This is a genomic window from Streptomyces sp. NBC_00726, assembly GCF_045161735.1.
Lineage (GTDB): Bacteria > Actinomycetota > Actinomycetes > Streptomycetales > Streptomycetaceae > Streptomyces.
The window spans coordinates 2,833,800-2,847,604 of record NZ_CP108983.1; the positions used below are offsets into that span (position 1 = coordinate 2,833,800).

The window sequence follows — 13,805 nt, forward strand, 5'->3', positions numbered from 1 at the left end:
GTGGGGCGGGCCCCGGGCGGGTCGTGCGGCCCCCGGGGCGGGGGCCGCACGACCGCGTCAGCCCAGCTTCGAGACGTCGCGGACGGCGCCGCGGTCGGCGCTCGTCGCCATCGCGGCGTACGCGCGGAGGGCGGCCGAGACCTTGCGGTCGCGGTTCTTCGGCGCGTACACGCCGTTCAGGGCCTCGCGGCGGGCGGCCAGCTCCTCGTCGGGGACCAGGAGGTCGATCGAGCGGTTCGGGATGTCGATCCGGATGCGGTCGCCGTCCGCGACCAGCGCGATCGTGCCGCCGGACGCCGCCTCGGGCGAGGCGTGGCCGATGGACAGGCCCGAGGTGCCGCCGGAGAACCGGCCGTCCGTGATCAGGGCGCAGGTCTTGCCGAGGCCGCGGCCCTTCAGATACGAGGTCGGGTAGAGCATCTCCTGCATGCCGGGGCCGCCCTTGGGGCCCTCGTAGCGGATGACGACGACGTCGCCCTCGCTGACCTGCTGGGTGAGGATCTTCTGGACGGCCTCCTCCTGCGACTCGCAGACGACGGCCGGGCCCTCGAAGGTCCAGATGGACTCGTCGACACCCGCCGTCTTCACGACGCAGCCGTCCACGGCCAGATTGCCGCGCAGGACCGCGAGGCCGCCGTCCTTGGAGTAGGCGTGCTCCACGGAGCGGATGCAGCCGCCCTCGGCGTCCTGGTCCAGGGTGTCCCAGCGCTCGGACTGGGAGAACGCCTCCGCCGAGCGCACGCAGCCGGGAGCGGCGTGCCACAGCTCGACCGCCTCCGGGGCCGGGGAGCCGCCGCGCACGTCCCAGGTCTTCAGCCAGTCGGCCAGCGACGGGCTGTGCACGGAGTGCACGTCCTCGTTGAGCAGGCCCGCGCGGTGCAGTTCGCCGAGGAGGGCCGGGATGCCGCCGGCGCGGTGCACGTCCTCCATGTAGTACGTGCGGTTCTTGCCGACGTTGGGGGCGACCTTGGCCAGGCATGGGACGCGGCGCGACAGGGCGTCCATCTCGGTCAGGCCGTAGGGGACGCCCGCCTCCTGGGCGGCGGCCAGGAGGTGCAGGATCGTGTTGGTGGAGCCGCCCATCGCGATGTCGAGCGCCATGGCGTTCCCGAAGGCGGCGGCTGTGGCGATGTTGCGGGGCAGGACCGATTCGTCGTCCTGCTCGTAGTAGCGGCGGGTCAGGTCCAGCACCGTGCGGGCGGCGTCCTCGTAGAGCGCCTTGCGTGCGGTGTGGGTGGCCAGGACCGATCCGTTGCCGGGGAGGGAGAGGCCGATGGCCTCGGTCAGGCAGTTCATCGAGTTGGCGGTGAACATGCCGGAACAGGAACCGCAGGTGGGGCAGGCGTTCTCCTCGATGCGGAGGATGTCCTCGTCGGAGATCTTGTCGTTGACCGCCTCCGACATCGCGTCGACCAGGTCGAGCGTGCGCACCGTGCCGTCGACCAGCGTGGCGCGGCCCGACTCCATCGGGCCGCCGGAGACGAAGACGGTCGGGATGTTCAGGCGCAGGGCGGCGTTGAGCATGCCCGGGGTGATCTTGTCGCAGTTGGAGATGCAGATCAGGGCGTCGGCGCAGTGCGCCTCGACCATGTACTCCACGCTGTCCGCGATGAGGTCGCGGGAGGGGAGGCTGTAGAGCATGCCGCCGTGGCCCATGGCGATGCCGTCGTCCACGGCGATCGTGTTGAACTCGCGCGGGATGCCTCCGGCGGCGACGACCGCCTCGCTGACGATCCGGCCGACGGGGGCCAGGTGCGTGTGGCCCGGCACGAACTCCGTGAAGCTGTTGGCGACGGCGATGACCGGCTTCCGGCCGATGTCCGCGCCGGGTACCCCGGAAGCGCGCATAAGGGCGCGGGCGCCCGCCATGTTGCGGCCGTGGGTGACTGTGCGGGACCTCAGCGTGGGCATCGTCTTTGCGCTCCTTCTGCGTTGAAGACTGCTCTTGAGCGTACGCCGTCGGTGCCAGGATGTGGACCGGGTGTCCGGTATGCGGAATGTTTTTGCGGGGCGGGGCTATGAGTAAGGCTTACGCGGACGGCTCCGCCAGATACCGCTGGAGCGTCGGGGCCACCATCGCCACGATCTTCTCCGGCGGTGCGGACGCCAGCGGCTCGGCGCGCAACACGTACCGCACGATCGCGATCCCCACCATGTGCGACGCCGCCAGCTCCGCCCGGAACGTCGCGTCCGGGATGTCCAGGCCCGCGGCCACGCGTTCCAGCAGGCGGCGCAGTACGAAGCTTCGGAGGACCTTCGCGGCGGCCTCGTGGGTGAGGGCGGAGCGGAGGACGGCCAGGAGGGGGGCCCGGGTCGCCGGGTTCTCCCAGATGCCGATGAAGGCGCGCGCCAGGCGTTCACCCACGTCGGCGGTGTCGCCTTCGAGAACGGCCGGGACGAGCAGGGCGGGCTCGAAGGACAGCTCGATCGCGGCGGCGAAGACCTCGTCCTTCGTACCGAAGTAGTGGTGGACCAGCGCGGAGTCGACGCCGGCCGCGCGGGCGATGCCCCGGACCGAGGTCTTGTCGTACCCGCGCTCGGCGAACTCCGTGCGGGCGGCCTCCAGGATGCGGGTGCGGGCGTCCGGGCCGGTGTCCGACGCGGTGCGGGCGGGGCGGCCCCGGCGCTTGGGGGCCGGTGCGTCCGGGGTCATGGGCGCGGGGCACGCTCGGTGGAGGCGGCGAGGTGGAGCCGGGTGAAGGCGAGCGCCTCGGCGAGGTCGGCCTCGCGTTCGGCGGAGGACATCGCGCGGCGGGTGTTGACCTCGATGACCACGTGTCCGTCGAAGCCGGAGCCGGCCAGCCGCTCAAGGAGTTCCGCGCAGGGCTGGTCGCCCCGGCCGGGCACCAGGTGCTCGTCCTTGTTGGAGCCCTTGCCGTCGGCCAGGTGGACGTGGGCCAGCCGGTCGCCCATCCGGTCCACCATGGCCAGGCCGTCCGTGCGCGCGGTGGCGGTGTGCGACAGGTCTACCGTGAAGTGCCGGTAGTCGTCGTTGGTGACGTCCCAGTCGGGGGCGTACGCGAGCATCTCGCGGTCCCGGTAGCGCCACGGGTACATGTTCTCGACGGCGAACCGGACGTCCGTCTCGTCGGCCATCCGCCAGATTCCGCTGACGAAGTCGCGGGCGTAATTGCGCTGCCACCGGAACGGGGGGTGCACGACGACCGTCGACGCGCCCAGCTTCTCGGCGGCGGCGCGGGCCCGCTGGAGCTTGACCCACGGATCGGTCGACCAGACCCGCTGGGTGATCAGCAGACACGGCGCGTGCACGGCGAGTATCGGCACCTGGTGGTAGTCGGAGAGCCGGCGCAGCGCCTCGATGTCCTGGCTGACCGGGTCGGTCCAGACCATGACCTCGACGCCGTCGTAGCCGAGGCGCGCGGCGATCTCGAAGGCCGTCGCCGTCGACTCCGGATAGACCGAGGCCGTCGACAGGGCGACCTTCGCATCCGGGACGCGCACCACTGGTTCTGCCACGCAGACAGCGTACGGGCAGGGCCGCGCCCCGCCGAGGGAGAGCGACGGAAAGTGAGAAGGGCCGCACGCCCCCTCAGTCCAGCGCCGGCTCCCCGGCCGACGGCAGGTGGTCCAGGCGGCGCAGGATCACGCCCTCGCGCAGTGCCCACGGGCAGATTTCCAGCTCGTCCACGTCGAGCAGGTCCATCGCGCCCTCCGCGACCAGCGCCCCGGCCAGCAGTTGCGCGGCCCGGCCCTCGGACACGCCGGGCAGGGTGCCGCGCTCCTCGGCGGTCATCGCGGCCAGCTTCGGCACCCACTCCTCCACCGCCTTGCGGCTGAGGGTGCGCGGCACGTACTGGCCCTCGGCGGAGCGGGCCGCGCCCGCGATCCTGGCCAGCTGCTTGAACGTCTTGGAGGTGGCCACCACATGGTCCGGGCGGCCGATGCGGGTGAAGTCGCCGACGCTGCGGGCGATGCGCGCCCGTACGTGCCGGCGCAGCGCCTTGACCTCGGCCGGGTCCGGCGGGTCGCCCGGCAGCCAGCCGGCGGTGAGGCGCCCGGCGCCCAGCGGCAGCGAGACCGCGGCGGCCGGTTCCTCGTCCATGCCGTACGCGATCTCCAGGGAGCCGCCGCCGATGTCGAGGACCAGCAGCTTGCCGGCGGACCAGCCGTACCAGCGGCGGGCGGCGAGGAAGGTGAGCCGGGCCTCCTCCGTACCGCTGAGGACCGCGAGGTCGACGCCCGTCTCCTCCCGTACCCGCTCCAGCACCTGGTCGGCGTTGCTCGCGTCGCGTACCGCGGAGGTGGCGAAGGCGAGGACGTCCTCGCAGCCCTTGTCCTCGGCGGCTTCGAGCGCGTCCGCGATCGTCCCGACCAGCCGGTCGACGCCGAGCGGGCCGATCGCGCCGTCCTCGTCGAGGAGTTCGGCGAGGCGCAGTTCGGCCTTGTGCGAGTGCGCGGGCAGCGGGCGGGCGCCGGGGTGCGCGTCGACCACCAGCAGATGAACCGTGTTCGACCCCACGTCGAGGACTCCGAGTCTCATACCGCGAACGCTACTGCGGGTGGCGGACTTACTCTGGGCGCGTGCCAAAGACGAAAAAGGCGAAGCCGGGCAAAGCCACGAAGAAGCGGGACGCCGAGGCGGAGATCCCGCAGGACATCAAGCACGTGGAGAAGGTGGAGATGCACAGGCCGGCGGCGCCGGACCCCTCCGACGAGACGGAGCTGGACTTCGCGCGCGCCTGGGTGGAATTCCCCGATCCCGCCGACGACGAGCAGGTCTTCCGCTGCGATCTGACCTGGCTGACGTCCCGGTGGACGTGCATCTTCGGCAGCGGCTGCCAGGGCATCCAGGCGGGCCGGGCCGACGACGGCTGCTGCACGCTGGGCGCGCATTTCTCGGACGAGGACGACGAGAAGCGGGTGGCCGGTCATGTCGCGCGCCTCACTCCGGAGCTGTGGCAGTTCCACGACGTGGGTACGGAGACGGGCTGGACCCAGACCGACGAGGACGGGGACCGCCAGACGCGTCGCTGGCAGGGCTCGTGCATCTTCCAGAACCGGCCGGGCTTCCCCGCCGGGGCGGGCTGCTCGCTGCACATCCTGGCGCTGCGGGAGGGCCGGGAGCCGCTGGAGACCAAGCCGGACGTGTGCTGGCAGCTGCCCGTACGGCGTACGTACGAGTGGATCGACCGGCCCGACGACACGCGGGTGCTCCAGGTGTCGATCGGTGAGTACGACCGGCGGGGCTGGGGCCCGGGCGGCCACGACCTGCACTGGTGGTGCACGTCGGCGACCTCGGCGCACGGGGCCGGTGAGCCGGTGTACGTGTCGTACCGGCCGGAGCTCATCGAGATGATGGGCAAGGAGGCGTACGCCGCGCTGTCCGAGCTGTGCGAGCGGCGGCTCGCCTCGCTGCTGCCGATGGCCCCGCACCCGGCGGACCCGGCGTAGCTCCCCCGGCACGGTCAGTCCGCGCGGGGCGGGGTGCTCGGCCCCTTCGGCGGGGCGGGCGGTCCGGAGGAGGAACCGGTCGGGTCCGGGCTGGTGCTCGGCTCGGGGTCCGTGGGCGTGGGCGTCGGGCCGGTCGGGTCCGGCGTCGGGGTGGAGGGGTCCGGGGCCGGGGTGGAAGGGTCCGGATCCGGTGGGCCGGGCCTCGGCGGGAGCGGGCGCGGGTGGAGTACGCGTGGCCGGTCGCGGGGCGCGGGCGCCTTGGCCCCGTAGCCGTGCAGCGCGACGACCGCGCCCGAGGGGGCGACGGTGAGGTGGGCGGTCCAGGGTCCTTCGGGCTGCCGGGCGTGGTCCACGAGGGCGCGGATCGTGACGCTCCCGCCGGCCGGGAGCTTCCCGGAGCCACGGCTCAGGCTCACCCAGGACCGGTCGGTGGCGGCGGACCAGGAGACCGGGCCGGCCTTCGAGGCGGTGAGGGTGATCAGGGTCGCGGAGCTGGCGGTGCGGGTCCGCACGGTGAGCCGGCCCTCGCCGTGCGCGGCCGGGTCGCGGGAGGGGTCGGCGCCCTTGCTGATGATCTCCGCGGAGACCTCCGGCAGGGAGTCCTTGCCGGTGAACCGGGAACCGGCGTCCGGGCGGGCGTTGCCGGCGTTCTCGTAGGGGGCGTACGGGGTCTCGGCGCCGCCGGTCTCCTTGTCGGCCGCGCTGACCGCCGAACCGTCGCGGCCCTCGCCGGTGAGGGGCGCGCCCCGGTAGGCGGACCACAGGGCGATGACCGGGGCGGCGACGACCGTGGCGACGACCGTCGTCGTCATGACCCGGGAGCGCAGCCGGCCGCGGCGCGCGGCGTGGTCCTTGGGGTCCATGGGGAAGCCGGTGCGGTCGAAGCGGGGTGTGGCGGACCGATTCTTCTGGTGCTTCTGCGCGTGCAGCATGGCCACGTACGCGGATGGCCTCGGGGCCTCCACGACCGGCAGCGCGGCCGCCGGGGCGACCGTCTTCCCGGGCCACGGCCCGTCCGCCCCGGCGCGCTCGGCGGCACGCCGGCAGCGCGGGCAGTCGTCGACGTGCCGGACGAGCTCGCGGCGGAGGGCGGGCGAGAGCAGCGCGCGGTGGTCGCCGGTGAGCCGGCCGGCCGTGGGGCAGTTGGCCGTCTCCACGACAGCGAGGGCGGCCCGGGTGCGCTCCACCTCGCAGGCGGCACCGGCCAGCAGCTCCCTGGCCGCCGTGGGGGCGAGGCCGAGCACCGCCGCGACGGCACGCGGGGTCAGCCCGTGCCGGACGGCGAGCTCAAGGGCCTCGCGCTGCTCCGGCGTGGTGCCTGCGGCCTCCGGCCAGGCCAGCTGAGCGAGCTCCCGCCGGTGCGCTTCGGCGGCGGGGCCTTCGGGTGGGGCGGGTGCGGCCGGGTGGGCGGCGGGTGCGGGGGCGGTGGGTGCGGCAGTCGTGTGGGCGGTGTGCGGGGCCGACGCCGGCCCGGCGGTCGTGGCGGACGACGGCCCGGCGTTGCACGAAGCCGGCTGCGGCGCGGAGCGCGACGCGTGCCGGTCCTCGTCGGGGGGTCTGCCGTGCGGGGGGTGGGCGGGGCGGCGGTGGGCGTGGCGGCCGCTTTTCCGGGCGGTGAGCCGGCGCAGGCAGGTCCACCTGGCCAGGGCGTACAGCCAGGTTTTACGTTCCTCCTCGTCGGCCGGGCAGCGGGAGCCCTGCCGTTCGGCCAGGGCGAGGACGCCGCCCAGCGCCTCGGTGGCGGCGTCGTGGTCGCAGAGGACGGAGAGGCAGTAGGTGAAGAGGCCGTCGAGATGCGGCTCGTAACGGGCGGGCGGCTTCTTCGGGGCGGCGGGCGAGGAGTGGGGCGCGCGATGCTGTCCCCTGTGCGCGCCGGGGGTGTTCGTCGGAGTCTCCAGCCTGCTGCTCGTCACCTTGCGACCGTAGGCGCGGCGCCTCACCCGCTCGCGCCGCTTGCGTGGATTTAACCCTTACGGGTGAACGTATGGCGCGATAAGGGGCGGGCGTTCCCGGCCGCGCTGTCAGACCCCACCGATACGGTGGCGCCATGGCTGCCCGTACGAAATCCGCGAAGGACCGGCCGTCCTACCGCTGCACCGAATGCGGCTGGACCACCGCGAAGTGGCTCGGCCGCTGCCCCGAGTGCCAGGCGTGGGGGACGGTCGAGGAGTTCGGCGGCGCCCCCGCCGTCCGGACCACGGCCGCGGGGCGGGTCTCCACCGCCGCGCTGCCCATCGGCCAGGTGGACAGCCGGCAGGCCACCGCCCGGCCGACCGGGGTGAGCGAGCTGGACCGGGTGCTGGGCGGCGGTCTGGTGCCCGGGGCCGTGGTGCTGCTCGCGGGCGAGCCGGGCGTCGGGAAGTCCACGCTGCTGCTGGACGTCGCGGCGAAGGCGGCGACCGACGAGCACCGCACGCTGTATGTGACGGGCGAGGAGTCCGCCTCCCAGGTCCGGATGCGGGCCGACCGCATCCATGCGATCAGCGACCATCTGTATCTGGCGGCGGAGACCGATCTGTCGGCGGTGCTCGCCCATCTCGACGCGGTGAAGCCCTCGCTGCTGATCCTGGACTCGGTGCAGACCGTGGCCTCGCCGGAGATCGAGGGCGCGCCGGGCGGGATGGCGCAGGTCCGCGAGGTGGCCGGGGCGCTGATCCGGGCCTCCAAGGAGCGCGGGATGTCGACGCTGCTCGTGGGCCATGTCACCAAGGAGGGCGCGATCGCCGGGCCCCGGCTCCTGGAGCACCTGGTGGACGTGGTGCTGTCGTTCGAGGGCGACCGCCATGCCCGGCTGCGCCTGGTGCGCGGCGTCAAGAACCGGTACGGGGCGACCGACGAGGTCGGCTGCTTCGAGCTGCACGACGAGGGGATCACCGGGCTCGCCGATCCGTCCGGCCTGTTCCTCACCCGGCGCGACGAGCCGGTGCCGGGCACCTGCCTGACCGTGACCCTGGAGGGCAAGCGGCCGCTGGTCGCGGAGGTGCAGGCGCTGACGGTGGACTCGCAGATCCCGTCCCCCCGGCGGACCACGTCGGGTCTGGAGACCTCCCGGGTTTCGATGATGCTCGCGGTCCTGGAGCAGCGCGGCCGGATCAGCTCGCTGGGCAAGCGGGACATCTACAGCGCGACGGTGGGCGGGGTGAAGCTGTCCGAGCCGGCCGCCGACCTGGCGATCGCGCTGGCGCTGGCGAGCGCGGCGAGCGACACACCGCTGCCGAAGAACCTGGTGGCGATCGGCGAGGTGGGCCTCGCGGGCGAGGTCAGACGGGTCACGGGGGTGCAGCGCCGGCTGGCCGAGGCGCACCGCCTGGGGTTCACGCACGCCCTGGTCCCGACCGATCCGGGCAAGGTCCCGGCCGGTATGAAGGTGACGGAGGTGGCCGACATGGGCGACGCGCTCAGGGCGCTCCCGCGCCGGACCCGCGCACAGGCCCCCCGGGAGGACGACGCACGCCGGTAGACTTTGCCCTGGTCTCGCCCGTCCGTACGAACGGTACGAGGGACCACGGGGTGCGTCAGACACCCCCTGGGTCCTTCGATTGAATTGGGCCTGCTCCATAGCGACAGGCCACGAGGGCACCGCAAACCTGTGACCGGAGGAGTGCAGTGGCAGCCAGCGACCGGGCAGCATCGCCCGGAAAGTCCGGCCAAACCACGGGCAACGAGGCGCTGATGCGCGCCTCGTTGAGCGCCGTCGCGCCCGGAATGGCCCTGCGGGACGGCCTGGAGCGCATCCTCCGCGGCAACACCGGGGGTCTGATCGTGCTCGGCATGGACAAGACCGTCGAGTCGATGTGCACCGGCGGCTTCGTGCTGGACGTGGAGTTCACCGCGACCCGGCTGCGGGAGCTGGCCAAGCTGGACGGCGCCCTGATCCTCGACAAGGACATGACGAAGATCCTGCGCGCCGGGGTGCAGCTGGTCCCGGACGCGTCGATCCCCACCGAGGAGACCGGCACCCGGCACCGCACGGCGGACCGGGTCTCCAAGCAGTGCAATTTCCCGGTCGTCTCGGTCTCCCAGTCGATGCGCCTGATCGCGCTGTACGTGAACGGGGAGCGGCGGGTCCTGGAGGAGTCGGCGGCGATCCTGTCCCGCGCCAACCAGGCCCTCGCCACCCTGGAGCGGTACAAGCTGCGGCTGGACGAGGTCGCCGGGACGCTCTCCGCGCTGGAGATCGAGGACCTGGTGACCGTCCGGGACGTGACGGCGGTGGCCCAGCGCCTGGAGATGGTGCGCCGGATCGCGACGGAGATCGCGGAGTACGTGGTGGAGCTCGGCACCGACGGGCGGCTGCTGTCGCTCCAGCTGGACGAGCTGATCGCGGGCGTGGAGCCGGAGCGCGAGCTGGTCGTGCGGGACTATGTGCCGGAGCCGACCGCGAAGCGTTCGCGCACGGTGGCGGAGGCGCTGACCGAGCTGGACTCGCTGACCCACACCGAGCTGCTCGAACTCCCGGTGGTGGCGCGGGCGCTGGGCTACAGCGGCTCGCCCGAGACGCTGGACTCCGCGGTGTCGCCGCGCGGTTTCCGGCTGCTGGCGAAGGTGCCGCGGCTGCCCGGCGCGATCATCGACCGGCTCGTGGAGCACTTCGGCGGACTTCAGAAGCTGCTCGCGGCGAGCGTGGACGACCTCCAGACGGTCGACGGGGTCGGCGAGGCCCGGGCGCGCAGCGTGCGCGAGGGCCTGTCCCGGCTGGCCGAGTCGTCCATCCTCGAACGGTACGTGTAAGCCCCCGGCACTCCCCCGGCACTCCCCCCGGGGCGGGCCGCCCGCCCGCGCTCAGTCCTTCGCGAGGACGAACGAGGCGCGCTGCACGGGCTGCCCCGGCGCCTTGGCCTCCACCAGGTACGTGCCCGGCCCGGCCTTGCCCGAGGGCGGCGTCGCGCACTTGGGGGCGCTGCGGTCGCGGTCCCACTCCACGGTGTGCACGACGGTCTTCCCGGCGGGCACCTCGATCAGGACGGGCTTCGGGTTGCGCGGGCAGTCCTTGGACGACCACACCTCGTCGTCGTCCCCGCCCGCCTCGGTGACGGTGAGCACCGCGCTCTTCGGCCCGAAGTCGGCCTTGCAGGCGGTGGACGAGTTGTTCGTGACGAACAGCCGGAACTTCGGCTTCTCGTCGGGGGCGTAGCTGAGTTCGGTCTTCAGACCGATCCGGATCGCGCCCGCGGCGCAGTCGGCGAGCGAGGAGCCGGCCGGGACCGGGCGCGCGGCCTGCGCCCCTTCGCCCGTACCGGAGCTGGTGGAACCGGAAGCGGAACCCGAACCGGTGTCCTGGCCGCCGCCGTTGGCGTCCGAGGAACCCGAGCTGCCGCCCGTACCGGCGGAGCCGCCGCCCGAACTGCCGTCCTGGTCACCGCTGCTGCCACCGGAGCCGCCCGAATCACCGCCCCCGCCGGGCTGTTCGGTGATCGCGGGGCCGGAACCGGAGGGTCCGGGTGTGATCGAGCCCGCAGGGCCGGAGCCGGGTGGCTTGGAGTCGTCGTGGTGATCCCCGTTGCCGCCACCGGAGGTGACGGCCCATGCGATCAGGAGCGCGATCAGCACGATCAGGGCCGCCGCGACCGCCCTCCGTCGCCAGTAGATGGTGGAGGGTAGCGGACCGATCGGATTGCGCAGAGATCCCACGGCGCAAACTGTACGAGAGATCCGGCCCAACTCCCGCCCCACCCGCCGCCTTGATCCCCAAGTTTTGCGGATCATCATCCTGCGAGGGGCAGTTCGAGCATCGGAGGCGCCTGGTTTCACGCTGAGCGACGAAACGTTTACGCATCGCACGTGTGCCGGGGCGGCCGGGAAACGGCCCATCGGCCAGTTGCCGCAACGGCTCGCGGGGCGTGGGCCTCATACCGGAACGCCGTGTCAGGATCGATGGTGCGATGACTGCCACGACTGCGACACAGACGCCCCCCGCCGCCCTCCACACCCCCGTGATCGGCTGGTTCGACCAGCACGCCCGCGATCTGCCCTGGCGCCGCCCCGAAGCGGGTGCCTGGGGCGTGATGGTGAGCGAGTTCATGCTCCAGCAGACCCCCGTCAGCCGGGTCCTCCCGGTGTACGAGCAGTGGCTCGCCCGCTGGCCGCGCCCCGCCGACCTGGCGGCCGAGCCGCCCGGCGAGGCGGTCCGCGCCTGGGGCCGGCTCGGCTACCCGCGCCGGGCGCTGCGCCTGCACGGGGCCGCGCAGGCGATAACGGAACGCCATGGCGGAGACGTACCGAGTGAGCATGCCCAGCTCCTCGCCCTGCCCGGCATCGGCGAGTACACGGCGGCGGCCGTGGCCTCGTTCGCGTACCGGCAGCGTCACGCCGTCCTCGACACGAACGTCCGCCGGGTCTTCGCACGGGCCGCGACCGGCATCCAGTACCCGCCGAACGCGACGACCGCCGCCGAACGCCGGCTCGCCCGGGAGCTGCTGCCCGACGAGGACGAGCGGGCGGCCCGCTGGGCGGCGGCCACGATGGAGCTGGGCGCCCTCGTCTGCACCGCGAAGAACGAGGACTGCTCGCGCTGCCCGATCGCGGAGCAGTGCGCCTGGCGGCTGGCCGGGAAGCCCGCGCACCAGGGGCCGCCGCGCCGGGGCCAGACCTACGCCGGCACGGACCGGCAGGTGCGCGGCAGGCTCCTCGCGGTGCTGCGGGACGCGGTCGGTCCGGTGCCTCAGGCGGCGCTCGACGCGGTGTGGGACGAGCCGGTGCAGCGGGCCAGGTCGCTGGACGGGCTGGTCGCCGACGGGCTGGTCGAGCCGCTGGCCGGCGGCCGCTACCGGCTGCCGCTGACCTGACGGACCGGGCCGGGCCGCCCCATCCGCGTAACCCCGCCGGACCGGGCCGTCCCATCCGCGTAACAGCGGCCGTCCGTCTTCGTAACAACGGTGGGCAGGGCCCGTCCGTCCCGTGACAATGACGGGGCGGGCGGGCCCTTCGCGCGTCCGGCGCGGGGGTCTTTGTCCGGTCTCCTCCCCGCGCTGTTACACAACCGATGGACAGCCGTGCGTCCGCGTACGGCTGCCCCGCACAGCCTCGTGACAACCGCTCCGTAGCGTCTTCGACGTCAGCCGGAACGACCACCGGCGGACAGCGGTTCGAGCGGTCCACGGGGATTCACGGGGATGGAGGCGGTTGTGATGGCGCAGGGCGAGGTGCTCGGCTTCGAGGAGTACGTACGGACCCGGCAGGAGGCGCTGCTGCGCAGTGCGCGCCGGCTCGTCCCGGACCCGGTGGACGCACAGGACCTGCTCCAGACCGCGCTGGCCCGGACCTACGGCCGCTGGGACCGCATCGAGGACAAGTCCCTCGCCGACGCCTATCTGCGCCGCGTCATGATCAACACCCGCACCGAGTGGTGGCGGGCGCGCAAGCTGGACGAGGTGCCCACCGAGCAGCTGCCCGACGCCAGCGTCGAGGACGGCACCGAGCAGCGCGCCGACCGCGCCCTGCTGATGGACATCCTCGGGGTGCTCGCTCCCAAGCAGCGCAGTGTCGTCGTCCTGCGACACTGGGAGCAGATGAGCACGGAGGAGACGGCCGCGGCGCTCGGCATGTCGGCCGGTACGGTGAAGAGCACGCTGCACCGTGCGCTGGCACGACTGCGCCAGGAGCTGGAGAACAGGGAAGCGGCGAGCCGGGAGGCCCGGGTCGCCGAGGAGCGGGGGCGGGAGCGGTGCGCGGCCTGACAGGCAGCGGTGACGACGACACGGTCACCGGCACGACGGGCGGGGAGCGGGCGGGCGTCAGCAGACGCCTGCTGACCGGCTGGGCGGCGAGCAGTGCGGCACTGGCCGGGCTCGCCGCCTTCGGGCTGTTCGCCGTCAGCTGCTCGACCGGCGGCACGGGCACCCGGGACGAGGGCCCGGCGGGCGCCGAGCCGGTCGTCCAGGTCACCCCGAGCACACCGGCCGCCGCCACCGCGCAGCCCGCGCCCCGGGTGGACGCGGTGGCGCTGCTGAAGGCGGACCCGAAGGTGAGCGGGCGGGTCCGGATGGACCTGAAGGCGTGCAGCGGCGATGAGTATCCGGTGGACACCTCGTACGGCAAAATCACCGGCGGCCCGTCCGCCGACGTCGTGGTCAACGTGATGACCTGCGGCGACTCGGTGGGCGTCGGCACCTATGTGTACCGGCCGCGCGCCAACGGCACGTACGAGAACGTCTTCGCCGTCGAGCAGCCCGCCGTCTACGGCACCATCGACCGGGGCGACCTGGTCGTGACGACCCAGGTGTACGAGAAGAAGGACTCGGTCGCCTATCCCTCGGGCGACGAGGTGATCACGTACCACTGGGCGAACGGCCGGTTCAACGAGGAGGACCGGGTGCGCAACGACTTCAACCGAGCCGTGGGCGCGGGCGACGGGGAGCTGCCCGAGCCCTCGGAACCGCCCAGGAACTGAGAGC

Annotated in this window: 12 protein-coding genes; 6 read left to right on the forward strand and 6 right to left on the reverse strand. The window is 73.3% G+C overall.

Features of this window, described 5'->3' with window-relative positions:
* Positions 1–57 precede the first annotated feature (57 nt).
* The 4 genes from ilvD to OG338_RS12560 all read right to left on the reverse strand — a co-directional run bounded on the left by ilvD (position 58) and on the right by OG338_RS12560 (position 4,501).
* On the reverse strand, positions 58–1,911 hold the full coding sequence (ilvD, locus tag OG338_RS12545) for a dihydroxy-acid dehydratase (RefSeq protein WP_405937418.1): 1,854 nt from the start codon (positions 1,909–1,911) through the stop codon (positions 58–60).
* 118 nt (positions 1,912–2,029) lie between these two features.
* Positions 2,030–2,653, reverse strand: coding sequence for a TetR family transcriptional regulator (locus OG338_RS12550; RefSeq protein WP_405937419.1), 624 nt, complete (start codon positions 2,651–2,653; stop codon positions 2,030–2,032).
* Entirely contained in the window at positions 2,650–3,465 is an 816-nt protein-coding gene (locus tag OG338_RS12555) for a sugar phosphate isomerase/epimerase family protein (RefSeq protein ID WP_405940400.1), read from the reverse strand. Before OG338_RS12555 ends, OG338_RS12550 begins: the two co-directional genes overlap by 4 nt.
* An 85-nt stretch (positions 3,466–3,550) precedes the next feature.
* Entirely contained in the window at positions 3,551–4,501 is a 951-nt protein-coding gene (locus OG338_RS12560) for a Ppx/GppA family phosphatase (RefSeq protein WP_405937420.1), read from the reverse strand.
* A 41-nt stretch (positions 4,502–4,542) separates the two neighbouring features.
* Here OG338_RS12560 and OG338_RS12565 point away from each other — a divergent pair, with 41 nt between their 5' ends.
* Positions 4,543–5,412, forward strand: coding sequence for a hypothetical protein (locus tag OG338_RS12565; protein WP_405937421.1), 870 nt, complete (start codon positions 4,543–4,545; stop codon positions 5,410–5,412).
* 14 nt (positions 5,413–5,426) lie between these two features.
* Here OG338_RS12565 and OG338_RS12570 read toward each other — a convergent pair whose 3' ends face one another.
* On the reverse strand, positions 5,427–7,325 hold the full coding sequence (locus tag OG338_RS12570) for a hypothetical protein (protein WP_405937422.1): 1,899 nt from the start codon (positions 7,323–7,325) through the stop codon (positions 5,427–5,429).
* 134 nt (positions 7,326–7,459) lie between these two features.
* On the opposite strand from OG338_RS12570, the gene radA reads away from it, so the two are divergent.
* Together radA and disA are read left to right on the forward strand one after the other, a co-directional pair.
* Positions 7,460–8,872 carry a DNA repair protein RadA gene (gene radA, locus OG338_RS12575; RefSeq protein ID WP_405937423.1) on the forward strand — a complete coding sequence of 471 codons (1,413 nt, stop codon included), beginning with the start codon at positions 7,460–7,462 and terminating at the stop codon, positions 8,870–8,872.
* A gap of 146 nt (positions 8,873–9,018) precedes the next feature.
* Positions 9,019–10,143, forward strand: coding sequence for a DNA integrity scanning diadenylate cyclase DisA (gene disA / locus OG338_RS12580; RefSeq protein ID WP_026171409.1), 1,125 nt, complete (start codon positions 9,019–9,021; stop codon positions 10,141–10,143).
* A gap of 51 nt (positions 10,144–10,194) precedes the next feature.
* On the opposite strand, the gene OG338_RS12585 is transcribed toward disA, so the two are convergent.
* Entirely contained in the window at positions 10,195–10,962 is a 768-nt protein-coding gene (locus OG338_RS12585) for a hypothetical protein (RefSeq protein WP_405940401.1), read from the reverse strand.
* 332 nt (positions 10,963–11,294) lie between these two features.
* Between OG338_RS12585 and OG338_RS12590 the strand changes: the two genes are divergently transcribed.
* The 3 genes from OG338_RS12590 to OG338_RS12600 all read left to right on the forward strand — a co-directional run bounded on the left by OG338_RS12590 (position 11,295) and on the right by OG338_RS12600 (position 13,801).
* The gene (locus OG338_RS12590; RefSeq protein ID WP_405937424.1) at positions 11,295–12,197 is read left to right on the forward strand and encodes an A/G-specific adenine glycosylase; all 903 of its coding nucleotides are present in this window, start codon (positions 11,295–11,297) and stop codon (positions 12,195–12,197) included.
* 342 nt (positions 12,198–12,539) lie between these two features.
* Entirely contained in the window at positions 12,540–13,088 is a 549-nt protein-coding gene (locus OG338_RS12595; RefSeq protein ID WP_405940402.1) for a SigE family RNA polymerase sigma factor, read from the forward strand.
* Positions 13,076–13,801, forward strand: a complete 726-nt coding sequence (locus OG338_RS12600; RefSeq protein ID WP_405937425.1) for a hypothetical protein — start codon at positions 13,076–13,078, stop codon at positions 13,799–13,801. Before OG338_RS12595 ends, OG338_RS12600 begins: the two co-directional genes overlap by 13 nt.
* Positions 13,802–13,805: the final 4 nt, after the last annotated feature.